At 60.1% G+C, this 23340-nt stretch carries 20 protein-coding genes; 4 read left to right on the top strand and 16 right to left on the bottom strand.

Annotation, left to right across the window (positions count from 1 at the left end; all coding sequences use genetic code 11):
• Window positions 1–14: 14 nt before the first annotated feature.
• From AC07O2_RS11900 to AC07O2_RS11890, 3 genes are read right to left on the bottom strand one after another with little or no spacing between them, the layout of a single operon-like run.
• Window positions 15–1868, bottom strand: a complete 1854-nt coding sequence (locus AC07O2_RS11900; protein WP_495075952.1) for a glycosyltransferase — start codon at window positions 1866–1868, stop codon at window positions 15–17.
• Complete coding sequence (locus AC07O2_RS11895; RefSeq protein ID WP_495075951.1) at window positions 1868–2809, bottom strand: hypothetical protein; 942 nt, start codon at window positions 2807–2809, stop codon at window positions 1868–1870. The genes AC07O2_RS11900 and AC07O2_RS11895 overlap by 1 nt, the downstream gene beginning before the upstream one ends.
• Window positions 2810–2822: 13 nt before the next feature.
• Entirely contained in the window at window positions 2823–3770 is a 948-nt protein-coding gene (locus AC07O2_RS11890; RefSeq protein WP_495076088.1) for a UDP-glucuronic acid decarboxylase family protein, read from the bottom strand.
• 327 nt (window positions 3771–4097) lie between these two features.
• Here AC07O2_RS11890 and AC07O2_RS11885 point away from each other — a divergent pair, with 327 nt between their 5' ends.
• Complete coding sequence (locus tag AC07O2_RS11885) at window positions 4098–4748, top strand: outer membrane beta-barrel protein (protein ID WP_495075950.1); 651 nt, start codon at window positions 4098–4100, stop codon at window positions 4746–4748.
• Here AC07O2_RS11885 and AC07O2_RS11880 read toward each other — a convergent pair.
• Window positions 4741–5664 (bottom strand): LysR family transcriptional regulator, encoded by a 924-nt coding sequence (locus tag AC07O2_RS11880; RefSeq protein WP_495075949.1) that lies wholly within the window; start codon window positions 5662–5664, stop codon window positions 4741–4743. The two genes, AC07O2_RS11885 and AC07O2_RS11880, sit on opposite strands and share 8 nt — an antisense overlap.
• A gap of 103 nt (window positions 5665–5767) precedes the next feature.
• On the opposite strand from AC07O2_RS11880, the gene AC07O2_RS11875 reads away from it, so the two are divergent.
• Window positions 5768–6538 carry an SDR family NAD(P)-dependent oxidoreductase gene (locus AC07O2_RS11875; protein ID WP_495075948.1) on the top strand — a complete coding sequence of 257 codons (771 nt, stop codon included), beginning with the start codon at window positions 5768–5770 and terminating at the stop codon, window positions 6536–6538.
• Window positions 6539–6545: 7 nt separating this feature from the next.
• Here AC07O2_RS11875 and AC07O2_RS11870 read toward each other — a convergent pair whose 3' ends face one another.
• Genes AC07O2_RS11870 through AC07O2_RS11860 form a run of 3 tightly spaced genes read right to left on the bottom strand, consistent with a single transcriptional unit; the run spans window position 6546 to window position 8673 of the window.
• Complete coding sequence (locus AC07O2_RS11870; RefSeq protein ID WP_495076087.1) at window positions 6546–7490, bottom strand: GlxA family transcriptional regulator; 945 nt, start codon at window positions 7488–7490, stop codon at window positions 6546–6548.
• Between the two features lie 20 nt (window positions 7491–7510).
• Window positions 7511–8116, bottom strand: coding sequence for a DJ-1/PfpI family protein (locus tag AC07O2_RS11865; RefSeq protein WP_495075947.1), 606 nt, complete (start codon window positions 8114–8116; stop codon window positions 7511–7513).
• Entirely contained in the window at window positions 8113–8673 is a 561-nt protein-coding gene (locus AC07O2_RS11860) for an isochorismatase family protein (protein WP_495075946.1), read from the bottom strand. Before AC07O2_RS11860 ends, AC07O2_RS11865 begins: the two co-directional genes overlap by 4 nt.
• A gap of 152 nt (window positions 8674–8825) precedes the next feature.
• Between AC07O2_RS11860 and AC07O2_RS11855 the strand changes: the two genes are divergently transcribed.
• The gene (locus tag AC07O2_RS11855) at window positions 8826–9455 is read left to right on the top strand and encodes a DNA-3-methyladenine glycosylase I (RefSeq protein WP_495075945.1); all 630 of its coding nucleotides are present in this window, start codon (window positions 8826–8828) and stop codon (window positions 9453–9455) included.
• Window positions 9456–9647: 192 nt separating this feature from the next.
• Here AC07O2_RS11855 and groL read toward each other — a convergent pair whose 3' ends face one another.
• The 6 genes from groL to AC07O2_RS11825 all read right to left on the bottom strand — a co-directional run bounded on the left by groL (window position 9648) and on the right by AC07O2_RS11825 (window position 15422).
• Window positions 9648–11300: a chaperonin GroEL gene (gene groL / locus AC07O2_RS11850; RefSeq protein ID WP_495075944.1), complete on the bottom strand. Its 1653-nt coding sequence runs from the start codon at window positions 11298–11300 to the stop codon at window positions 9648–9650.
• Between the two features lie 50 nt (window positions 11301–11350).
• Window positions 11351–11641 carry a co-chaperone GroES gene (locus AC07O2_RS11845; RefSeq protein ID WP_495075943.1) on the bottom strand — a complete coding sequence of 97 codons (291 nt, stop codon included), beginning with the start codon at window positions 11639–11641 and terminating at the stop codon, window positions 11351–11353.
• Between the two features lie 304 nt (window positions 11642–11945).
• A complete protein-coding gene (locus tag AC07O2_RS11840; RefSeq protein WP_495075942.1) occupies window positions 11946–12344 on the bottom strand; it encodes a hypothetical protein in 399 nt (132 codons plus the stop codon).
• Window positions 12329–13225 (bottom strand): EAL domain-containing protein, encoded by an 897-nt coding sequence (locus tag AC07O2_RS11835; RefSeq protein WP_495075941.1) that lies wholly within the window; start codon window positions 13223–13225, stop codon window positions 12329–12331. The genes AC07O2_RS11840 and AC07O2_RS11835 overlap by 16 nt, the downstream gene beginning before the upstream one ends.
• A 29-nt stretch (window positions 13226–13254) precedes the next feature.
• The gene (locus AC07O2_RS11830) at window positions 13255–13893 is read right to left on the bottom strand and encodes a response regulator (protein ID WP_495075940.1); all 639 of its coding nucleotides are present in this window, start codon (window positions 13891–13893) and stop codon (window positions 13255–13257) included.
• Window positions 13890–15422: a PAS domain-containing sensor histidine kinase gene (locus AC07O2_RS11825; RefSeq protein WP_495075939.1), complete on the bottom strand. Its 1533-nt coding sequence runs from the start codon at window positions 15420–15422 to the stop codon at window positions 13890–13892. The genes AC07O2_RS11830 and AC07O2_RS11825 overlap by 4 nt, the downstream gene beginning before the upstream one ends.
• Before the next feature lie 183 nt (window positions 15423–15605).
• On the opposite strand from AC07O2_RS11825, the gene AC07O2_RS11820 reads away from it, so the two are divergent.
• A complete protein-coding gene (locus AC07O2_RS11820; RefSeq protein WP_495075938.1) occupies window positions 15606–16325 on the top strand; it encodes a helix-turn-helix domain-containing protein in 720 nt (239 codons plus the stop codon).
• A 24-nt stretch (window positions 16326–16349) separates the two neighbouring features.
• Here the strand turns inward: AC07O2_RS11820 and AC07O2_RS11815 are convergent, their stop codons facing one another.
• From AC07O2_RS11815 to AC07O2_RS11805, 3 genes are all read right to left on the bottom strand, one after another.
• A complete protein-coding gene (locus AC07O2_RS11815) occupies window positions 16350–18083 on the bottom strand; it encodes a putative bifunctional diguanylate cyclase/phosphodiesterase (RefSeq protein WP_495075937.1) in 1734 nt (577 codons plus the stop codon).
• Between the two features lie 1591 nt (window positions 18084–19674).
• Complete coding sequence (locus AC07O2_RS11810) at window positions 19675–21801, bottom strand: glycoside hydrolase family 31 protein (protein ID WP_495075936.1); 2127 nt, start codon at window positions 21799–21801, stop codon at window positions 19675–19677.
• A 63-nt stretch (window positions 21802–21864) separates the two neighbouring features.
• On the bottom strand, window positions 21865–23151 hold the full coding sequence (locus tag AC07O2_RS11805; RefSeq protein WP_495075935.1) for an ABC transporter substrate-binding protein: 1287 nt from the start codon (window positions 23149–23151) through the stop codon (window positions 21865–21867).
• Between the last annotated feature and the right edge of the window lie 189 nt (window positions 23152–23340).

Below are 23340 nucleotides of genomic sequence, written 5' to 3'. Positions count from 1 at the left end.
GGTCTGCGCGCGCACTACCGTTTCACAAATACGGCGAAGCCATTCGAGACTTCGGCGTCTGCAAATACCAATTGGTAACTGGGGTCTTGCACCAGCTGTTGCAGGCTGTGGTGGTTTTTAAAGGTTTGTGTGCAGGCCAGAAGGATGATCTTGCATCCATACAGCTGCTGCAGTTCTGCAAAGCCGGTGAACTCACGGCCATCAATCAGTACCATGTCGAACTGCTCGAAGCCCAGATTTCCCAGCAGTGTCTGTATGCCATTGGGCTCCAAGGACGTGGCTTCCATCTCGGCCCTGTCCTGCCGCAACCAGTCCAGCACGTTGGCTAGCGGGTAGTCCCTCAACTTTCCGCTAGTTGTTGCGTAAAACTGGCTTACATCCGTAGCCGAGGGGAAGGCTTCCAGCGGTACCGTGCTGGCGTGGTGGCAATGGACAAAATTCTTCTGTCCGTGGCGTTGCTGCATGGCTGTGCAGGGCGTGTGGGCACTCTCCATGCAGTGCAGCTGCGGATGGACGGGATTGTTTCCCAACTGCTCTACCAGTACCTCCAGTTGCGGACTGTTGGTGGCGCCCACCGCCAGCACATGCCGTATGTCGGTACGCGCTGCGAGTAACGCGATGAGTGCAGGTAGAGCTTTGCTCTGGGGCGGGGTAGTCAGGCCGCCTTGTATATATTGCATTTCTGCACGCAGGCTGGCGGCGTGGGGTGTTGCTCCAATGGCCTCGGCAATCTGTATCTGGAATGCCGCACACTGCAGGGCTTCCGTAGGGTTGGGGTAGATGTGCTGATGACCCCGGTAGCTTTCTTCCGCTGTTGCGTGCGCCAGGTCGAGCTTGGATTGCACGCCCCCCAGCAGTCCCAGGCAATGGCCTTTCCAGGGCAGGCCATTGCGTGCGAACCATGCTTGGGTGCCGCGCACCATCTGGCGGTTGATTTCGAAGGGGTTGATAACGTGCCGAAAGCTTTCGCGGATGCTTCCGTGTGCCTTTGGGGCTGCCAGCAAGCGTTGGATATGTGCCACTAGTGCATGGGCTTCGGGTTCTGACCGGGAGATGCACCCCGGCAGCTGTAGCGAGAGGTCCTGCAGTGGCCCGCGTATGTCTTCGCACACCAGCACCGGTACATCGTTCAATAGTGCTTCCATGACCGAGTTGGATATGCCCTCGGTAGTGGATGTATGTACCAAAAGGCGCGCGCGGGCCAGGTAGGCAGAGACCACGCTGTTGTTCGCCCCAATAGGGCGGCCATCGATGACGATGCGCCCATCGATACGCATTAGCGCATAGGGGTCGAACGGGTAGTGAAAGTATTCAATCGACTTGCCCGCCTTGCGCACCACCTCGAAAAACGACTCCAGCAGCTGTGGGTTGGAACCTAGCGACTGGGCGAACAGGTAAGCCGTGACGTTTGCCGCCAGCAGGGACTCGATCAGCAACTGCCCGCGCTTGAGCGCCACAGGCGAGAAGACGGACACCACATCTACGGTCTTTAGTGCTGCAGGTACGGTACCAGTGAATGGCAGACCTGCGTTATGCAAGCCGTAAGGCAATTCCTGCGTCAGGGTGCGCAGGAATCGGGCGCCCACGCCCTCGAAGCGCTCAATCACCTTGTCCGGATACTGCTGTCGAGCCTGGGCCACGGTGGCTGGGTGCGCGAACATGGCACCGATGCAGCGCGGCTGGGGCAGCCAGTCCACAATGTCCTGGTAGCCATTGGCGGCAGTCAGCACATAGTAGTTTTGCTCCTCAAACAGGCGCACACGTTCTGCGGTGGGTCTCCAGTCGCCCTGGCACAGCACCAGGATGCCGGGGCTGTCCTCGCAGCGCTCTTTAAATATCTGGGCGTCTTGCAGGGTGGCGCTGGCCATCAACCGGTCTTTCGTGTGAGCAGTTTGCGAAAGTCTGCGTAGCCCATGGGGTCCAGCAGCCGGGCGGTGCGGCCTTCCAGCTTCTGAGTCCAGTAGTGGCGAAACAGAGGCGAGAAGTCGAATTTGCGTTCTGCCAGTGTTTGGAAGTAACGCATCAGCGTGTCACGTTGGACTTCCTGCCAGTCCTCTACCACCAGCACTGGCAGTTCCGCAAACAGGTTGGACATGGCATTTCTTTTGACGATAGGAATGCAGCCCAGCAGAATCGCCTCCCAGGTACGGTGGCAGTCCATGCCCGCGCCTTCAGGGCTGACGACGAACATGCATTCCGCTTGCCGTAGCCAGGTGCTGTTGCGTGGCACGGCATTGGCCTCGAAGAAGCACACCGACTTGTCCACCTTGTCAAAGCACTCCTGCCTGTCTCCACGTCCCATCGCGAAATGCCAGTTGCAATAAGCCGTCAGGTAGCGCAGATGGAAGTCAGGCGACGCGGCCAGCGTGTTGAGCAATGCGTTTTCCTGCGCCATCGGCGAGATGGCCGTAATGCCCCACATGCCGGGGCGCTCCCACATGGTGTGGTAGTCCATGCCAATGGGAAGCAGGGACAGCTTTGGGTGCTGGCTCACCAGGTTCTGCGCATGCCAGGCCAGCAAGTAGTCGCTGGCCAGCAATGTAGCTATGGCCGGGTGGGCCAGCAGGGCATCGTTGATGGGTACATCGCTGTCACCACTGACCAGTACGAACGGGCTGCTAATCTGCGGTAACAGTTGCACGGCAAAGTTCAGCAGGGCGTCCGTACAGACATAGATGGAGCCACCCGGCCGGTGGTTCTGCAGCAGTTCGGGCTCCAGGCCGGGGTGGCTGGAGACCGGCTTGGCGTGGTGGCTGCCGCAAGACTTCAGCATGCCCCGGCTAGACACAAAAGTCGTGAGCTGTTCCATGCGTGTCCGGTCTTTAGGCTAGCTGTGCGAAATAGGCGATGGTCTTTTGCAGTCCTTCGTTTAGCGGAATGGTGGGCGACCAGTCCAGCATCTGGCGGGCCAGCGTGAGGTCGGGTTTGCGCTGGCGCGGGTCGTCTGCGGGCATGGGGAGGTGGACGATCTTGGATGTGGTGCCTGTCAGGGCGATGACTTGCTCGGCCAGTTCGCGCATGCTGAACTCTCCGGGGTTGCCAATGTTTACCGGGCCGGTGAATTCGTCCGGGCTGTCCATCATGCGGATCATGGCTTCCAGCAAGTCGTCCACGTAGCAGAAGCTGCGCGTCTGGCCACCGTCGCCATACAACGTGATGTCCTTGCCCTGCAGGGCTTGCATGATGAAGTTGCTGACCACGCGGCCATCGTCCGGGTGCATGCGGGGGCCGTAGGTATTGAAGATGCGCACCACCTTGATACGCAGTTGGTGCTGGCGGTGGTAGTCGAAGAACAGGGTTTCCGCACAGCGTTTGCCTTCGTCGTAGCAACTGCGGATGCCGATCGGGTTCACCCGGCCCCAGTACGACTCCTGCTGCGGATGCACTTCGGGGTCGCCATACACCTCGGAGGTGGATGCCTGCAGAATCTTGGCCTTGCAGCGCTTGGCTAGGCCCAGCATATTGATGGCGCCGTGCACACTGGTCTTGGTGGTCTGCACCGGGTCGTGCTGGTAGTGCACCGGGCTGGCGGGGCAGGCCAGGTTGTAAATTTCGTCAACTTCAACGTACAGCGGAAACGTCACATCGTGGCGCATCAGTTCGAAATTGCTTTTGTTCAGCAAGTGGGCCACATTGCTCTTGCTGCCGGTGTAGAAGTTGTCCACACACAGCACATCGTCGCCGCGCGCCACCAGGCGGTCACACAGATGGCTGCCCAGGAAGCCTGCGCCACCGGTGACCAAAATTCTCTTTTTCGACTTCTCACGCATGGCGTCTCCTTGATTCATGTCGGTATTGCAGGCGAAATATGCTGCATCTATAACGATCATAAGGCGGCGTGTAGGTGTCAAACGGCGCAAAAGCACGTGTCAACGCCCTTGTCAGTGCGTTACCCGCGCTGATTTTTATTACATCGGCTTTACCCAGCCTGTACCGGGCAGACAGTTTGGGGCGCTTCAATGGCATTGTGCAGGTGCAACCGGTCTTTGTGTCCGGTACGCAATCCGTTTTTCAGCATCTCCCGCTGCCTGTGCGAGCGGGCATGCGGAGTCCGCTGGGCGCAGTGCGCGCGGCGGCTCCATCACCAAGGAATAGGTATGAAATTGAATACTGTTTTTGCCACCCTGGCGCCGCTGGGCCTGGTTCTGGCCATGCCTCTGGCCCATGCGGCCGACCCATCGGGCGATGTGTACGTGGGCGGTGGCTTGTCCATGAGTCGCGCATCGGGTCTAGGCGGAAAGATCGATTCGGCGCTGGCCAACCAAGGTGTGACCAGTGGCAGCTCTGCCGATAGCAGCAGTACCAACCCGAATTTCCGCCTGGGCTACCGCGTCAGTCCGAACGTGGCCGTGGAAGCCAGCTACGACCGGGTGGGCAAGATGGACGTACAGTCCGCCATATCGTCGCCTTCGGCCGATAGCGCGGCGGGCTCGTGGAAGGCCCATGGCCTGGGTCTGCATGTGCTGGGCATTGCGCCGATAGACAACAAATGGTCGCTCTATGGCCGCCTCGGGGTTGAGCGCTGGAAGACCAACTTGGACCTTTCCTCCACCAGCGGTTCCACCAACTATTCAGGCAGTAGCACGCACACCTCGCTGGCCCTGGGCGCGGGCGCGGCCTATGCCATCACGCCGAATGTGGATGCCACGGCCGAGCTGGTGCATTACACCCATATGGGGGACGACACCAACACCGGCCGTACAGGCCTGAACCAGTTCAACCTGGGCCTGCGCTACCACTTTATGTGATGTCTGCCCGTGGTGGCTGGATGTGTGGTGTGATCACCTGCGCCAGCCAGTCCATCACGGTGCGTACGCGCTTGGACAGGTTGCGCCTATGGGCGTAAAGCAGCGTCAGCGGCATTGGGCGCGGCACGAAGTCGGGTAACACTTCCACCAGCGAGCCCCGGCTCAGCAGTGTCTTGAGGCCCGTGTCTGGCACCTGTATCAGCCCTAGGCCGGCCAGGCAGGCGGCGGTATAGGCTTCGGCATTGTTGACGGTCACGGCGCCGGCCATCGGCAGGTAGTGGTCCTGCGCACCGATGGCGTATTCAAAACCCAGGGGCTTGGTGCCCAGTGTGCTGGCGTAATGCACTAATTGGTGCCCGGCCAGGTCTTCCAGTGATTGCGGATGGCCATAGCGCTGCAGATAAGCCGGGCTGGCGCAGTTGCGCATGCGCATGGCGCCCAGTGGCCGGGCTACCAGGCTGGGGTCCAGCACGGGGCCACCCCGCAGCACGCAGTCAAAGCCTTCGCGCACCAGATCCACCCGGCGCTCGGTACTGCTCAGCTCCACCTCCAACAGAGGGTGGGCTTGTAGCAGCTCGGGCAGGCGGGGGATGACGATGTCGCGCGCCATGCCGGTAGCCATGTCCACCCGTACCCGCCCGCGCAGGGCCTGCACGCCAGGTTGCTGGAACATGGTCTGCAGGTCCTCCATGTCCGCCAGCAGGTCTTTGCTGCGCTCGTAGAAGGTTTGGCCGTCTTGCGTCAGCTGCACCCGGCGCGTGGTGCGGTGCAGCAGGCGTGTGCCCAACTGGTTCTCCAGCTGCTGCACCGCCGTGGAAACGCTGGCTTTGGGCAGGCCCAGGGCGTCTGCCGCCTGGGTAAAGCTGGCCAGTTCCGCCACCCGGGTGAAGATGTGCATGCGGTCTACAGGGTTCATTGTTCAATTATCGAGAACAAACAAATCATATTTTTGATATTTATCTGGGTTGAAGTGATCAATAGACTTGCACCCATCCTTAACCACTCTGAACGGACACAGCATGCCATCCTCTAGCAATACCCCTATCGCCATCGTTACCGGCGGCAGCCGTGGCCTGGGTAAAAACGCCGCACTGCACATCGCCCAAACCGGCAGCGATGTCATCCTGACCTACCGCAGCCAGGCTGCCGAAGCCGCTGCCGTAGTAACTGAAATCCAGGCCCTGGGCCGGCGCGCTGTCGCCCTGCAACTGGACGTGGGCGATAGCAGCAGCTTTGCCGCTTTTGCGGCGTCGGTGAAGCAGGTGTTGGCCGAGCAGTGGCAGCGCGAAAACTTCAACTTCCTGGTCAACAACGCCGGTGTGGGCATCCACGCCAGCCTGATGGAGACCACCGAGGCCCAGTTCGACACGCTGGTCAATATCCATCTCAAAGGCGTTTTCTTCCTGACGCAAAAGCTGCTGTCGCTGATGGCCGACGGTGGCCGCATCGTGAACATCTCGTCTGGCCTGGCCCGGTTCGCACTGCCCGGCTATGCCGCGTATGGCGCGATGAAGGGCGGCATTGAGGTGCTGACCCGCTACATGGCCAAGGAGCTGGGCCCGCGCGGCATCGCGGTGAATGTGGTGGCGCCGGGCGCTATCGAGACCGACTTCGGCGGCGGTGCGGTGCGTGACAACGCGCAGCTGAATGCCTTTGTGGCGTCACAAACCGCGCTGGGCCGCGTGGGCGTGCCAGATGACATCGGCGGTGTTATCGCCTCTTTGCTGACACCGGCTAACCGCTGGGTGAATGCGCAGCGTATCGAGGCCTCTGGCGGCATGTTCCTGTAAAGCGGCTTCAGGCCGGCCGCGCCTGCGAGGGGGCACCGCTCAGCCCCAGCTGGTGCCAAGCCCGGCGCAGCTGCGTGTCAGAACTGAAGCCCGCCAGCTCTGCTGCCTGGTTTACGCTGTGGCCGGACTGCAGCGCTGTTTGGGCCACCGCCAGACGGATGCGGCGCAGGTACTGCAGCGGCGCGATCTGCGTGTATTCCACGAACAGGCGCGTCAGATGCCGTGGCGAGGTATGGGCGATCTCGGCCATGCGCGGCACCGTCCAGCCGTGGCGCGGGTCCAGGCTCACAGCGTCTTGCACCCGGTGCAGGGCAGGGTGCATATGGTTGCGGTAGCTCAAGAAGGGCGATAGCTCGGGGTCGTGCGGCCCGCGCCGCAGCGCCACCACCATGGTCTGTGCCACCTGGGCGGCGATCGGCTCGCCGCAGGTATCGGCTATGCGCTGCAGCACCAGGTCGATGCCGGTGGTCACACCTGCGCTGCTGTACACCGGCGCATCTTCCACAAACACCCGGTTGGCCACCACCTCGCAGTGCGGCTCCACGCTGCGCAGCTCGTCCAGATGCTGGTGGTGCGTGGTCACGCGTCTACCGGCTAGCAGGCCCGCGTGGGCGGCCAGCAGGGTGCCGGCGCACACGGTGACCAGTTCCAACTGCTGCCGCTGCGGGCGCAGGCCGCGCAACCAGTGCAGCACAGTACGGGCCGGTGCGTTGTCCACGGCGATGGTGCTGCCAGGCAGGCCGACCAGCACTACCCAGCTGGGCGCGGGAAGTACGGATGGCAGTGGCTGCAGACCGGTCAGCAGGGCGCCGACGGAAGACACGTTGTCCGCCTCCGGCCCGACGAACTGCAAGGCAAAGCGCTCGGGCTGGCCCTGGGCCAGCAAGCACTGGTTGGTAATGCGCAGCGCCTCGGCCGGGCCGGCCCAGTCGAGTAGCAGGCTGTTCGGCATCAGCACGAACAGCACCTGGATTACGGCTGGGGCTGCCACGCGTAGTCCATTTGGCGGGCGGTGCGCACTGCCAGGTCATGGCTGGCCAGCTTGCCCACCAGGTGCAGGCACATGTCGATGCCAGCGCTGATGCCGGCCGATGTAATGGTGCGTCCGCAATCCACCCAACGCGGGCCGGTTTGCACGTCCAGCGCTGGGAACAGGCGCTGCAGATCGGCCACGTCTTCCCAATGCGTGGTGACTGGGCCGCTTTGGATGACGCCGCTCTGCGCCAGCAGAAAGGCGCCGGTGCAAACCGAGGCCACCGTGCTGGCCGTGCCTGCGGTGGCGGCGATCCAGTCAATCGTCGGCTTGCAGGCCATGGCCGCATCGATCACCCCGCCGGGGATGACTAGCAGGTCGGTTGCGGTACAGCTGGCGAAGGTGGCGTCGGGAATAATGCGTAATCCGGCTCTGGCGCAGACAGTATCTGCGCTGCGTGCTACGCATTGTGTAGCAAACAGCGGTCCGTCGTGGGGGTGGCTGCGGGCGTGGACCCGGCTGGCGGTGGTGAACACCTCGTAGGGGCCGGCGAAGTCCAGCGCCTCCACATTGTCGAACACCAGGATGGCAACATGGTGCGTCATGCTGCGGCTCCGGCCAGGGCTTGGTCTACCGTGCAGATGCGGGCGAAGCGATCGGTCAGCACGGCGGCGGTGCGGGCCTTGATGTCGGCGGCGGCCAGTACCGAGCCGTCCAGGTGCTGCATGTCCCAGGTCAAAGTGGCGTCCAGGCAGTAGTCCACCGTCCAGCCCAGGTCGGACGCATGGCGGGTGGTGGTTTCGCAGCATTGCTCGGTGCGGATGCCGCTGATGATCAGCTTGCCGATGCCGTTCTGTGTCAGCCAGACCTGCAGCCCGGTGTCGACCAGTGCGCTATGGCGGCTTTTGGTGAAAGTGGCGGCGGCTTCAAACGCGGCCAGCCCGGCGATCGGCTGGATGTGGCCAGACTCGACGGCGAAAGCGTTGTCGGCCGTTTGGGGGCCCGCCACATGGAAGATGCGCACGATGGGAATGCCACGGGTCAAGCAGCCGTCGATCAGGGCGTTCTGCTCTGCCAGGTAGCCGGGCAGGGTGGCTGGCGTAAAGTATGGGCGGTGCCGGAAGGATTCCTGGGCGTCGATCAGAATGAGACAGGTTTTCATGGGGAGCTTCTTTCAAACGGGTTGTTGTGTGCGTACTATTTTTGTGCGGCAGCGCATGGAAAGCCATTTGAAGTGCGACCAGTATCGATCATTTTGAGACATTACACCTGTGTGTCGTGCCTGGCTGCAGGACGGATGGTTCAAAATGCCGCATGGACTCTTTACCGACCTCTACCGACAGCCCGCAGCCCCAGCGCTGCTTCTGGTGCGACAGCTCCGAGATCTACCGCAACTACCATGACCGCGAATGGGGCTTCCCCGTGGGCAACGACACCCGGTTGTTTGAAAAGATCTGCCTGGAAGGCTTCCAGTCGGGCCTGAGCTGGCTGACGATTTTGCGCAAGCGCGAAAGCTTCCGCGCCGGTTTTGCCGGGTTTGACATCGCCACCGTGGCGCGTTTCGGCCCGAAGGATGTAGAGCGCCTGTTGGGCGACGCCGGCATCGTGCGCCACCGCGGCAAGATCGAGGCGGCCATCAACAACGCCCAGTGCGCCGAGAAGCTGCTGGAGAAAGAAGCTTCGCTGGCCAGCTACTTCTGGCGTTTCGAGCCCAGCGCTGCGTCACGCCCCAGCCGCCTGACAGTAGAGGCACTGCGTGCCATGGGCCAGTCACCCGAGTCGGTGGCGCTGTCTAAGGAGCTGAAGCGTCAGGGCTGGAAGTTCGTCGGCCCCACCACCGTCTACGCCTTCATGCAGGCCATGGGCCTGGTCAACGACCACCAGGAAGGCTGCCACGTGCGCCAGGCCGCACTGGATGCGCGCAAGGCTTTCAAGTTAGCCTAAGCTTTCCTGTCGCCCATGAAGAAAACCCCGCAGAGTTCGCACTCTGCGGGGTTTTTTTGGGTCTTTTCGACGTGTGTCGAATGGGACGGATTTCGTTGCGCAACGGGTCGTCCGCTAGGCGCCAAGTCGCAGACAGTGGCATCGCCACGGCAAGACTTGGTAACGACGCGGGCGGCCCGTTTCGCGGCGAAATTACATGCCCATGTCGCCCATGCCGCCCATTCCGCCCATGCCACCAGGCATGCCGCCGCCAGCACCAGCTTCGTCTTTTGGAGACTCAGCGATCATGGCTTCGGTCGTCAGCATCAGGGATGCGACAGAGGCTGCGTTTTGCAGAGCGGTACGGGTCACCTTCGTTGGGTCCAGGATACCCATTTCGATCATGTCGCCGTATTCGCCGTTAGCAGCGTTGTAGCCGAAGTTGCCCTTGCCGGCCAACACAGCTGCGACGACCACGGAGGCTTCTTCGCCAGCGTTGAACACGATTTCGCGCAGAGGCGCTTCGATGGCCTTCAACACCAGCTTGATGCCGGCGTCTTGGTCGGCGTTAGCGCCTTCGATCTTGCCAGCAGCTTGCTTGGCACGCAGCAGAGCCACGCCGCCGCCAGCCACAATGCCTTCTTCCACAGCAGCGCGGGTAGCGTGCAGGGCGTCTTCGACGCGGGCCTTCTTTTCCTTCATTTCGATTTCGGTGGTAGCGCCAACCTTGATCACGGCAACACCGCCAGCCAGCTTGGCCACGCGTTCTTGCAGCTTTTCACGGTCGTAGTCGCTGGTCGCTTCTTCGATTTGAACGCGCACTTGCTTGACGCGGGCTTCGATGTCGGCAGCTGCACCGGCGCCATCAATGATGGTGGTGTTTTCTTTGCCCACTTCGATGCGCTTGGCTTGGCCGAGGTCAGCCAGGGTGACCTTTTCCAGGGTCAGGCCGACTTCTTCAGCGATAACCTTGCCGCCAGTCAGGATGGCGATGTCTTCCAGCATGGCCTTGCGACGGTCGCCGAAGCCAGGAGCCTTCACAGCCACAACCTTCAGGATGCCACGGATGGTGTTGACCACCAGGGTCGCCAGTGCTTCGCCATCGACTTCTTCAGCGATGATCAGCAGAGGACGGCCAGACTTGGCAACTTGTTCCAGGGTTGGCAGCAGGTCACGGATGTTGCTGATCTTCTTGTCGAACAACAGAACAAACGGGTTGTCCAGCAAAGCGGCTTGCTTTTCTGGGTTGTTGATGAAGTAGGGCGACAGGTAGCCGCGGTCGAATTGCATGCCTTCAACCACGTCCAGTTCGTTGGCCAGGGACTTGCCGTCTTCCACGGTGATCACGCCTTCCTTGCCGACCTTGTCCATGGCGCTGGCGATGATGTCACCAATGCTGGAGTCAGAGTTGGCGGAAATGGAGCCGACTTGGGCGATTTCCTTGGAGGTGGTGGTGGGCTTGGAAGCCTTCTTCAGCTCTTCCACCAGGGCTGCCACAGCCTTGTCGATACCGCGCTTCAGGTCCATCGGGTTCATGCCGGCGGCCACGTACTTCATGCCTTCGCGGATGATGGCTTGTGCCAGCACGGTTGCGGTGGTGGTGCCGTCACCAGCCAGGTCGGAGGTCTTGGAAGCAACTTCCTTGACCATCTGCGCACCCATGTTTTGCAGCTTGTCTTTCAGTTCGATTTCCTTGGCCACGGACACACCGTCCTTGGTCACGGTAGGGGCGCCGAACGAGCGCTCCAGAACCACGTTACGGCCTTTAGGGCCCAGGGTCACCTTGACTGCGTTAGCCAGGATGTTCACGCCTTCAACCATGCGTGCGCGGGCTTCGCCGCCGAAAACTACGTCTTTTGCTGCCATGAGAATTTCTCCGGATTCAATTAATTAAGGGGACGGTGAAAGGCGAGAAATTACTTCTCGACGACTGCGAACAGGTCGTCTTCCTTCATCACCAGCAGTTCGTCGCCAGACACCTTGACGGTTTGGCCGCTGTACTTGCCGAACAGAACGCGGTCGCCGACCTTGACGGTCAGGGCGGAGATTTCACCCTTGTCGTTCTTCTTGCCTGGGCCTACAGCCAGCACTTCGCCTTGATCTGGCTTTTCAGCAGCAGAGTCAGGAATCACGATGCCGGAAGCGGTCTTGGTTTCGCTGTCAATACGCTTAACGATCACGCGATCGCCGAGGGGACGTAGGTTCATGGAATCTCCTAAAGATGAAATGTTGCAAAAAGGGGATGAAGCAAAAGTGTTAGCACTCATTGCCTTCGAGTGCTAATGATAAGGGCTTCTTGTGTCAATTCAAGGTCAGAGGCTGCAAATTTGGCAAATTGGTTGCGGATGGGCAGGGCGCAGCCTGTGGAATGAGTATCGGGGCGGGTGTCGGTTTCCGCCGCCCCCCTTGTTTCAGATTGAAAAACGTGCAATGAAATCACTCACGGTTACGACGCGACATCGTGCGTCCTTTGCCACGTGGCTTACACCGCCCAGTCTGACTCCGGCAGTTTCATGCCGCAGTCAGCAACTGCTCCACCATTGGTTGCAGTTCAGACCACGGCAAAGTCTCGCCGGGTGAGGACCCCGAAGAGCTTGCCTGCTTGGCCGCGGAGCTGCTAAATACGGCCAGCCTGGCATACGGAGAAGATCGACGTGCATGGTGCTTGAGTGCGCCCAACATGTCTACGGCCAGCATGGCATCAATGAGCACTATGTCCACCTGCTCGGTCAGCAGCGTGAATACCGCGTCGGTTGCACTCGACACGTCGAGGACGCGACTTGCGGGTGCCAGCGCAGCGCACCATTGACGAACCTGGTCCCGGTACAGCCCCGATTCGAATACGGTCAGGATGCATAGTGGATGCAGGTTCGGTGCATCACCGCGTGGCCTGTTCAGCCGGTTGTACACAACGCTCTTCCTTCCATTGAATCGCCTGATACCACCAGTTCGCCCCATGAACCGGAAAGATGTTCTTGGGCGGAGTTTCGGTGATGCGCCGGCCACCGGGTTTGATTTGGGTCAATACTTTTGGCAGCGTCTGACATCCTGTCTGACGTCCTGTTAGTAAGCCCAATCCAGGATAGACATCTGGCCAGTAGGCTGAACGTAACCTGAACTTCCATCGGGGGGATCAATAAAATGCCCTGAAGCTCGTTGCCTTCAAGAGCGCGTACTAAGCACTGCTGCTCTTCGGCTTCGATGTCTTCGGCAATGCAGCACAGATTCAGCCGGTACGCCACCTCCCCGATCAGCCGCGCGATCTTGCAGGTGCTTGGGTTCACGGCGATGCCGGAGACGAATCGGCGAGCAATCTTGAGGGTCGGGATCGAAAGGCACCGCAGGCAGACCAGCGAAGAATAGCCAGTGCTCAAAGGTAGGCTGGGTTTGCGAAACGCCCGCCGCAACGGTATGGCCATGCGGTCGATCAGCGGTGTCTCCATCAACTTGAATCCGATCAGATCGCATGAAACCTGATGCCGATCCATTGCCATGGCCAAATATCGCGTGCGACGGTCGTGGCAGAGCTTCAGCGATGAAAAATGGAGCGCGAGCACCATCCTTGTTGTCAATGAATCCCGCATCGCCTGTGGCGTGGCGCTGACCCAGCCCCAACTGAATTGCGCAGCTTCGTTGGCACTTGTCGTCTCCTCACATGCGTGCATGATTTTTCCTTGATCGAGATCCAGTACAACCCCTGTCGCGGCCAGCTGCTCTGGGGTCAGATCGAACTGTAGGAAAAACGAATGCGAACGTCTGTGGGGAGTTTTTGACCGATAGCGTACGGTCAAGTGCGACAGTTGCGTGGTCTCAACTGCCGCTAGGTGTCTGCGCCCATCAATTTGTGCCGCATCGCCAGCCGCACCAGGGCGGTGACGTTGGATACGCCAAGCTTGTTCATCAGCCGGCTTCGGTAGGTATCTACCGTCTTGGACGACAGGTGCAGTTCGCGGCCGATGACAGTGCTAGATTGTCCTTGCACCACCATCACCACTATTTGACGCTCGCGCGGTGACAGCGCTACGAACGGATCCTCGTCCTGGTTGCCCGTGAGGGCCTGCGCCACCAGATCGGCTACATCCTGCCCTAGATATCGCTTACCTTGCAGCACAACCTCGATGGCTCGCAGCACTTCGCTTGACGCTGCACCCTTGAGTACATAGCCAACCGCGCCCATGCGCAATGCCTCGGTCACATGCTGGGGCTGGGCCGACATGGTGAGCACCACGGTCTTCACATTGGCATTGCGCCGCTGCAGCTCCACCAGCACTTCGAAGCCCGAACGGCTGCCGAGGCTCAGATCAAGCAACAGCACCTGGGGCATTTGACGGAGGATTTCTGAAATGGCCACCGTGGGGTCGGCGGTTTCGCCGACCACCTCATGGCCGGCCACTTCCAATACGGCGCGCAGGCCCTCGCGCACCATCAAATGGTCGTCCACCAGATACAGCGTGCTCATGACGAAGGCTCCCATTCCAATCGAACGACCGTGCCATTGCCAGGGCCGGCGCCAAAGCCTGAGTTGATGGTGAACCTGGCGCCGATGGCCAGCGCACGTTCACGCATGCCCACCACGCCGAGATGGCCCGGCCGTGCGCCTTGTGCTTCCAGCGGCCAGCCGCGGCCGTCATCGATCACTTCCACGCGCATGTGCCGCTCGGCCCCGGTCAGCACCACCCGCACCAGGCTGGCCTGCGCATGCTGAATGGCGTTGGCCATGGCTTCGCGCACTACCATGAAGGCCGCGTATTCGATGTCGGCGGGCCAGCGCAGCGCGGAGATTTCTGGATCCACCTCCAGCAGCAGGTCCACCCCAACCGCGAGGCGATCGCGCGCCTGCAGCTCGTTGTCCAGCGCCGCGGCCAGGCCATCGTCGTCCAGCAGTGGCGGCCGCAGATCTACCAGCACTTGGCGTACTTCACGAATGGCCTGGTCGATGAGACCGCTGACACGCAGCGCCCCAGGCCCGGCCATGCTTACATCGGCCTGCCTGGCCGCGGCCGCATCGAAGCTCAGCCGGATGGCGGTGAGGGTCTGACCCAGTTGGTCGTGCAGGGCTTGCGCGAGTCTGCGGGTGGTGACCTTTTCCTGGTTCATGAGTTGCTGCGCCAGGTCTGAGAGCTCGGTCTGGTAGCGCAGCAGCGCGGCCTCGGCCCGGGCGCGCTGGGTCACGTCGCGCAGGATCGCCGTCAGGGTCAGGCGGCCATTGACTGTGGCGCGTGAGATAGAAGCCTCCAACTCCAGTTCCTCGCCATCCGCCCGGATGCCCTTGACCCGCCCGGCCCCCATGGCGCGGCGCGTCACCTGGGAGTCGACAAAACCCTGGAAGTCGCCCCCGTGCCTCTCGCGGTAGCGCGCGGGTATCAACGCGTCCAGGGGCGAGCCCAGCATGCTCGCCGCCGTACGGCCGAAAATGCGTTCCGCGGCGGGGTTGAACAGCACGATGCGTCCGTCCTCATCGCAGCTGACCACAGCGTCGCTTGCGGCGTCGATCACGGCGGCCAGCGTCGCTTGCTGCTCACGCAGGCGCTGCTCGGCCTGCACCCGCTCGGTCACGTCGCGCAGGATGACGGTGAAAAGCTTGTGCCCCCCTACATCGACCTGGGAAATCGAGGCTTCGATGGGGAATTCTTCACCGTCCATGCGCAGGCCGCTGATGGCGCCTGTGCCACCCATGCGCCGTGTAGTGATGCCCTTCTCGCCGAACGACTGGACATAGGCGTCGTGGTGGGCACGATAACGCACGGGAATGAACTTGGTGATGGGCTGCCCCAGGGCGTCTGCCGCTGCGCAGCGGAACAGCCGCTCGGCCGCCTTGTTGAACAGCACGATGCGCTGCGCGTCGTCAATGGTCACGATGCCGTCCATCGCCGACTCGAACAGCGCCGCCAGCCGTGTTTCGCTGTCGGCCAGGTTTTGCACGGCGTCACCGGGCGTCGGGAGTCCTGCTGCCTCCAGGGAGGATTGGGTCGTTTCTATTCTGGACATGGCGACATTCTGGCGCAGGCACCGGCCCGGCGGAAGCCATGGTAGCGGACTACGTGCATCACATTGCAGATGTTTCTGCTCGAAAGCCGCCATACCTCCCGTCAGCCGCCATCAAGAACTCCCTACAGCCAACCAACCCTGGGCTGCCTAAAGTTGCTCATCGCCCGTTTACAAGGAACCGCAATGAACACATCAACTGCCGTAGACTGCTCTAAGTGCAAGCTTCAGTCACTTTGCATGCCTGTCGACCTGGACGCATCCCAGCGCGACCGCATCGGCGATCTGGTGTCCAAGCGCATCCGTATCAAGCGTGGGGAGTCGTTGTACGGCGATGGTGATCCCTTCGTGTCGATCTACACCGTACGAACGGGCTTTTTCAAGACTACTATTTCTAATGAAAATGGCCGCGAACAGGTTACAGGCTTCCAGATGGCGGGCGAGATACTGGGGCTTGACGGCATCGTCACCGAGCGCCACCACGGCGATGCGGTAGCGCTCGAGGATGCGGAAGTCTGTGCCATGCGCTTCGACCAGCTGGAAGCGGTTACCCGCGACATTCCCGCCATGCAGCATCATATGCACAGAATGATGAGTCGGGAGATCGTGCGCGACCACGGCATGATGCTGCTGCTTGGCAGTATGCGTGCCGAGGAGCGTTTATCGGCATTCCTGCTGAGTCTTGCCAAGCGCCTGCATGCGCGCGGTTTCTCCGATTCGGAATTCGTTCTGCGTATGACCCGCGAGGAGATCGGCTCTTATCTCGGGCTCAAGTTGGAAACGGTCAGCCGGGCTTTCTCGAAGCTGGCATCGCAGGGCACCATCGAAGTTCAGCAAAAGTACGTCCGTATCCTCGATATCCGGCAACTCGAATGTTTCGATCAAGAGCAGGCCATTGCCGCATGAAAAACCTCTAACCTCACGGAAATACTATGGTTGTTCCAGCATGGCGTTGATCTTCTCGGCGGAAACTGCTTTGGAAAATAGCCATCCTTGGTAATAGTTGCAGCCATGCGCGCGCAAAAGCTCTAACTGGTCTTGGGTTTCAACACCTTCTGCAACGACCTCAAGGCCCATCATGTGCGCCAACACCAGAATGGCCTTTACCAATGCAGCATCGGTTTTGCGTTGTGTCATCGGCTGGACAAAAGTGCGGTCGATTTTCAATCGGGAAATCGGAAAGTCGCGTATGTAGGCTAGCGATGAATGTCCCGTTCCAAAATCATCCAGAGCGACCGCCACACCCAACCCGGAAAGTTCGGTCAGCAGCAATTTCGTTTGCTGCGGGTCGGTCATCGCTTCCGACTCGGTGATCTCCAGTTCGATTAGATGTGGTGGTAGGCCAGCCTCCCGAATTCGCCGCTGTACATGCTCTGATAAGTCCGGTTGACGGAATTGGCGTGCAGAGATATTGATGGCGACGCGAATTGGAAAGCCCGTTTGGAACCAAATCGCGGCCTGCTGACAGGCTTGGTCCAATACCCAATTGCCTAGTGGAATGATTAAACCGGTTTCTTCCGCGATGGGCAAGAATCGATCGGGCGGCATCTCCCCAAGCTCGTCGTCGGTCCATCGCAGCAGCGCCTCGACCCCGACAATGTCACCGGTCATCACGTGAATCTGCGGCTGATAATGGAGTTGAAGGGTGTTGGTCCTGATCGCAGTTTCGAGCCGATCTTGGATTCGTACCCGTTCCGCCACCCGCGCCGCCATGCTGACCGAATACAAGGCGTACCGTCCACCTCCTTCCGCCTTTGCCCGGTACATGGCCATATTGGCGTAGCGCATCAGTGTTTCCGCGTCTTTGGCATCGTCAGGGTAGATCGCAATGCCGACACTGCCACTTAGGCGAATCTTTTGACCGTCTACGCAGCAAGGCTGCTCCAGCCGATGATTCAACGTGTCGGCGACCGCGACTGCTTCTGTCGGCATGCTGAGTCCGTTCAATAGAACGACAAATTCATCGCCACTTAACCGAGCGACGGTGTCGCATGGGCGCACGCTGTCCGCGATGCGTTGGGATGCCTCAATCAGGACCTTGTCGCCAAGACCATGTCCGTGAAGATCCTTGACCGACTTGAAATCATCTAGGTCAATCATCAACAAAGCAAGTTGCGTCTGATTCTGCTTTGCCTGCAGCAGCGCATGCTCCAAATGTTGACCAAGCATCCAGCGATTTGGCATACCGGTGAGGGCATCTCGTGTCGCCTGGAATTGCATTTGCTTCTGAAGCAGCTTGATGCTTGAGATATCTCGCACAAAAGCGATCATTGCAGTTGCGCCGTGTGCCACACACTGGCTCAACGCAATGTCTACTGCGACAGATGTTCCGTCCTTGTGTTGCAGGCACAGATCCTTGACCATTCCCATCGGGCGACGCACAGGATTGCGGCCGAAGCGACGAGAGCTCTCCTTGTGACGCGTATGCAATTCTGCGGGCAGGAGTACTTCCACCGGGTGGCCTACGAGTTCAGATTCGGTGTACCCGGAAATATTCTCCATGGCTTTGTTCGTGAGCAGAATCGTGCCATCTAAATTCACCAGCAGAATTCCATCAGGGGCCGATGCAATGATTTCGGGTGCCCACGAGTCCATTGGATAACTCGCATCCCCAACCATGCGATCCTTGACAAAGACGTCTATTAGGGGACTATTGCGAGACATGGTTAGCCTACCAGGGCGGCAGCAAATTCCCGGCCCATGTCCTTGCCATCACACCGGCGTCGTTGTTTTGATTCAAGGCGCCAAATCGCCAAGGTTCCCGTATCTCGATCCTGTTGCATATATTGACCTCGAATTGACCTCGATTGACGCGCAGTCAGATGCCACCCGTCGATGCTTCTATCTTCGTCAGCAAAGACCGGTTGGGACTTGATTTGAGTCAATGTCCGATGTGACATTAGGGACAGCCCACTGCAATAATTTTTGTTGTTGCAGGATGCAACATTACACTGGCGTAGCCACTCCATCCTGTGTGAAACGGCTGCCGACAGCGTCGACCAAGAAGGTCCGGACCGGCCCCGCATTTTTCAGGTCGCGGTGCACCACTAGCCAGGTGTCCCGAGCGAAGGATGGCCCATCATCTTCGACACGCTGTAGGGTCAAGTCGTAACGGCTGCACTGCGCATCCCGGCTCTCAACCTGGAGCAGGGCTGCTCATTCCGGGCGGCAGGTGTGTCGAATTTCTTGGCTGTCTTGCCATGGTTCAATATATTGGAGAACTGGCAGATGGCGCTTTCAAAGCGACTGGGCCGCTCCGCCGAAGACATTCTTGATAGCCGCCTGCTGGCGGCAGGTTTTTCAGATGACAGTGTTCACGTCCAATTTAAGGATGGCTCCGACCTGACATGTCAGCGGACGTTTTACGTTGGTGAAACACCCGTTAATGCGGTCTTCCATCGAGTCGCAGTGGTTACAGACTCTTGCGGGTACCACGAGTTTTGGATTGACCCAGGCGATCGTATTTGGACATCCGCGAAAAGGTAGCCGTGCAACAACTCGGGAATAACTGCAATGCGCTGATAGCCATGGTGGCAATCGAAGGCATCCAGGCATGAATTGCCAGGTCCAAAGATTGAGACAAATTCCTTGTGACTTAGGGAGCCCGTGTCAGTGCAGCGCGCATGAACGGCAGGTGACTGCCTGTCCAACCCATGCGGCGTGCGAAACGCAGTATCTAGCGACCGCTGGCTGTGCATCGTTGGCGAACAACAGCTGGCCTTCAAGCGCAGCAATCCACAGTTGCAGCTCGATAAGTTCAGAGTTAAGTGATGAAAATACGTCTAAATTCAGAGTTAGATGAAACAAGAGTTCAGAGCTGGTTGAGCAAAATTTTCGCAAGTACTTGATGCACATCACCCTTGAATTCAGAGTCAAATGAATGTCGACATCCCGGTGTAGTGTCAATGCCGAAAAGTTACTGTCTGACACGTGTGAGCAGGAGCGGGGACTTGCAACATGGTCCCCGGAAGACCTTGAACGTTCTTAGAGCCTGTTCACGATCTATTTGAGGCCGCGTTGGGGAGCAATCGGGATGAGTTGGCTGTCAGCGCCCGCAGCATGGGCTCCCTGCCCATGCAAGGGTGATGGCGGACAAATCGCCCGATTTCTCCCCAACCCGTAGGGCAGTTGCCTTTTCGGGCAGTCTGGGGCGTTGCGACTCTTGCCCATAGCGGGGCTATGGGCGGCGAGCCGCGCCTACCAGCCCCACCCGAAAAGGCAGCTGCGCGGCCCCAAATAGATCGAGAACAGGTTCTTAGAACCGGCGGGTTTCTGCCACCGGGTCGTCGAACCTGGGGATTTGGCCTGTCTGAGGCCGAGCGCAGGGAATGGCCGCGCCGGCACGGGCAAACAAAGGCAGTTGCGCCAGCGGTGCGTCAACGGTGTGCCACTGGCCGCTGGCAAAAGCTGTACCGGTCTGGAAGTCGAACCATTGCGCGTCATCCGCCAAGGTTGGCAGGTAGACGTGGCGAGTGGTGGCGCCTGCCTCGACCACGGGGGCTACAAGCAATGAGCGACCCAACATGAAGTCGTCGCAGTCTTCCAGGCACTGTGCATCCTCCGGGAAATCGTAAAACGTGGGGCGGATGATGGGCTCGTGGTGCTGGCTGGCGCGTTCGAACAGCGACCATAGGTAGGGCATCAGGCGGTAGCGCAGCTCGATCGCCTGGCGGATGGCCGGCGTCACCTCCGGGTGCATCCAGGGCACGCTGGTTACGCCACCAGCCTTCCAGGAGTTGACGATCGCACGTGGGTTCAGGCAGCAGGCCTGTACCCAGCGCAGAAAGAGTTCCGGCTCGGGCAGGGGGCCATGGAAGCCCCCGATGTCGTGGCCAATGTTGAACATGCCCGACAAGCTCATTTGCAAGCCCATGCGCAGGTTCCAGCGCAGCGTGCGCCAACTGGTGGTGTTGTCGCCGGTCCAGGTCTGGGCATAGCGCTGGATACCGGGCATGCCGCCCCGGGTGACGGTGTAGACCTGCTTATCCTTGGCGCGTTCCTGTTGCGCCTCAAACGTGGCCCGGGTCATGAGCAGCGGGTGGAGTGCGCGCGCGCGGTGCATGGGGATAGGGCGCCCGAAGCCCGCACATTGTGCGTCTTCGTCCTGTATCGAATATTCGTTGTTGTCATTCCAGCCCACGTCGATGCCATAGTCCAGCACCTGCTGCCGTAGCCCGTCCTGCCACCACTGAATGGCCGCCGGCTGGGTGAAGTCCAGGTGCGAACCCACGCCGTCCCAGAATGGTTCGACTATGGGCCTGCCTGTGTGGGCGTCGGCCACAAACGCACCCTGGGCCTTGGCTGCCTCATAGGCCGGGTGGTCGTCCAGCAGGCAGGGTTTCAGGTTGGCCACGATGTGCATGCCGTGGCTGTGAAACTTGGCGTTCAATGCCTTGGGGTCGGGAAACTTGTCGCGGTTCCAGGTGAACACATAGCGCCGCTTGCCACGGCTGGAATAACCCGAGCCGTAGTGGAAGGAGGAGATGGGAATGCGGTTGGCGACGGCTTCGTCAATGAACTTCGAGAGATGGTTCTGGGCGTCGGGTTGGTCGGTTAGGCCCATGGCGGTTTGCGCAAAGCCCAGTGTCCAGCGCGGTGGCAGGTGGCTCCCGCCAATCAACTGGACGAACTGCGCAATCACCTCGGCTGGCGTGCGGCCGACCATCAGGTAGTAGTCCAGATCGCCATCTTCAATCTCCACATAGCGGTAGAAGTCGTGGTAGTTGTCGTGCTCGCAGCCCAGGTCAAAAGTGCAGTTGGCCAGCGTGTCATAGTAGATCCCCACCCACTGCCCATTGGCCGCGCGGCTGATGACGAATGGCCAGTGTTTGTATAACGAATCGCCATGTTTCGGGTCGTAGCCCATCGCGTCAAACGCCGCAGTACGCAGCCGGCGGCCGTGCAGATTGAGCGGTCCGGTCTTGTCTCCCAAACCGTAGTAGCGGTCTGTGGTGTGGCGCTCCAGGTAGTGGCGCACCAGGCCTCCGCGCGATTGGTGCAAATAGGCCGTGGTTTTGCGGTCGTTCGCCACTGGCGTGTCGGCCCCGAAGGCGTGCCATTGCAGGTGCAGCGGTGCCGCGCCTAAAGTGACGGTGAGTTGTTCGGTGCCGAAGCTGCCCTGTGTGACGTGTGTAATTGGCGGCTCGAAGCCAGACCTGTCGTCACGCTCGCGTCCTTCCCAGGGTACGTCGGGACCTGGCTGCGGGGCGATGGCCCAGGTTCGTGGCTCGCGCCAGCCATCGGCCGGGCGAAGCATCACCCGCGCCATGGTGGGGGAAACAAATTGCACGCTGAATTCGGCCCCATCGTCGAGCTGGGCGCGCCCGACGCGGGTAGTGTCATTTCCTTCCAGCGACCAGATTTCGGTTTTCCACGGTTTCATAAGGGTGCTTTTGCTGCAGTCAGATCGTTAAGGTGCTCGCCAGGAGTTGGGGCAGGCACGCAGCTACTTTTGGGCCTGCTTCACGGCCTCGGCCATGTCGGCGTTGATTTTGTTGATCGCCTCCTCCACGCCGATCTCACCGACGATGGCTTGGGTGACGCGGCTGACGGTGGGGAGCATCAAGGCGCGGTTGTACTTGTAGCCCTGGTACTGGTAAGCAGCGAGTGCGATCGTGCTGGTGCCGCTGCTGAAGATGGTGAGCGCGGCCTTGGCCTGTGGGCCGGCAGTAGGGTAGTCGACGCCCTTGGCGGCTACGCCTGCATGCGCCGAGATCGTATTGGTGCGCGATGCAAACTCGGCAACATTGGCTTCCTGCGCCATGAAGTCCAGGAATTGCCCGACTTCCTTGGGCGACTTGGTCGTCTTCAATGCCACCCAGGCAGCGCCGCCCGGCATGCCCGAGCAAGCGGCCGGGCCGCACGGGTTGGGTGCCGCTATCCAGTCAAAATTGTTGCCTATTTCCTTTTGCAGGCGGGCTATCTGCCATGAACCGGACAGCACCATCACCACGCGTCCATTTTTGAACTCGTTGATGGAATCGGCGTAGGTAGAGCCACCCGAGCCACCCCAAACGTCCTTGAGAATCGTGCCATCCTTGTGCCAGCCGACAAATTTCCGAATGGCCGTCTTGTAGCCCTCATCCAGCATAAGTTCGCCCTTGGCATCGAACAGCTTGGCGCCATAGCTGACGGCCGGACCTGCAAAGCGGTGGCCGGATCGGTCCCAGGCCATGGCGGCAGGCGTTTGTGTGGCCTTGGCCACCTTGCGGCTTGCTTCCACCCACTCGTCCCAACTCGCCTTGGGGCCGGGCAGTGCAACCTTGGCTTGGTCAAACAGAGTCTTGTTCACGAACGGGCCGGTCATCGTCAGCTGCGACATGAAGCCGTAGATGCCGTTGTCGGCGGCATTCGCGCGCAACCACGGAAGTGTGCTGCCAAAGTTGTTGGTCCAATACTTGCGGTCTTTCAGATAAGGGCCGATGTCCAGATAGAACCGTGTCAGCCCTCCCAGGTCGGTTACCCGCGCAATGTCCGGCCCCTCACCCGCGGCCAACTGCGCTGGAAGCTGTTCCAGAATAGTTTTGAATGGAACCGTATCCACAATGATTTTGGTGCCCGGATTCTTGCTCTCGAACCGCCGAGCCAGCTCATTGGTGACATCGCATTCGTTGCCGTCCTGGTAGCACATCACGCGCACTTCGGCAGCCGATGCAGCAAATGCGGTAGCTGAAATGACGGCGACCGCAAGGCCCATCCAGGTCGTGCGAGTCCGGAAATGGGAAGCCTGCATAAATTTGTCTCCTCTGATGTAAGAGCGGGAGCGTGCGAAGTAAAAGACCCAAACCAAGCAGATAAAGGGTCAAATCGAGCTGTTATTGAAATACTAAACTACTAATGTATTAGCTATCCTGGGGCAAACCCTGCACGCCGCTGGCGTTATTTGCGCTGGCATGGCCGTTAGGACTTATGGGAAGTGGCG

This window comes from Rhodoferax sp. GW821-FHT10B06 (assembly GCF_059415605.1).
The sequence above is the reverse complement of the archived record's forward strand: the minus strand, read 5'-3'. Positions and strand labels throughout refer to the sequence as shown.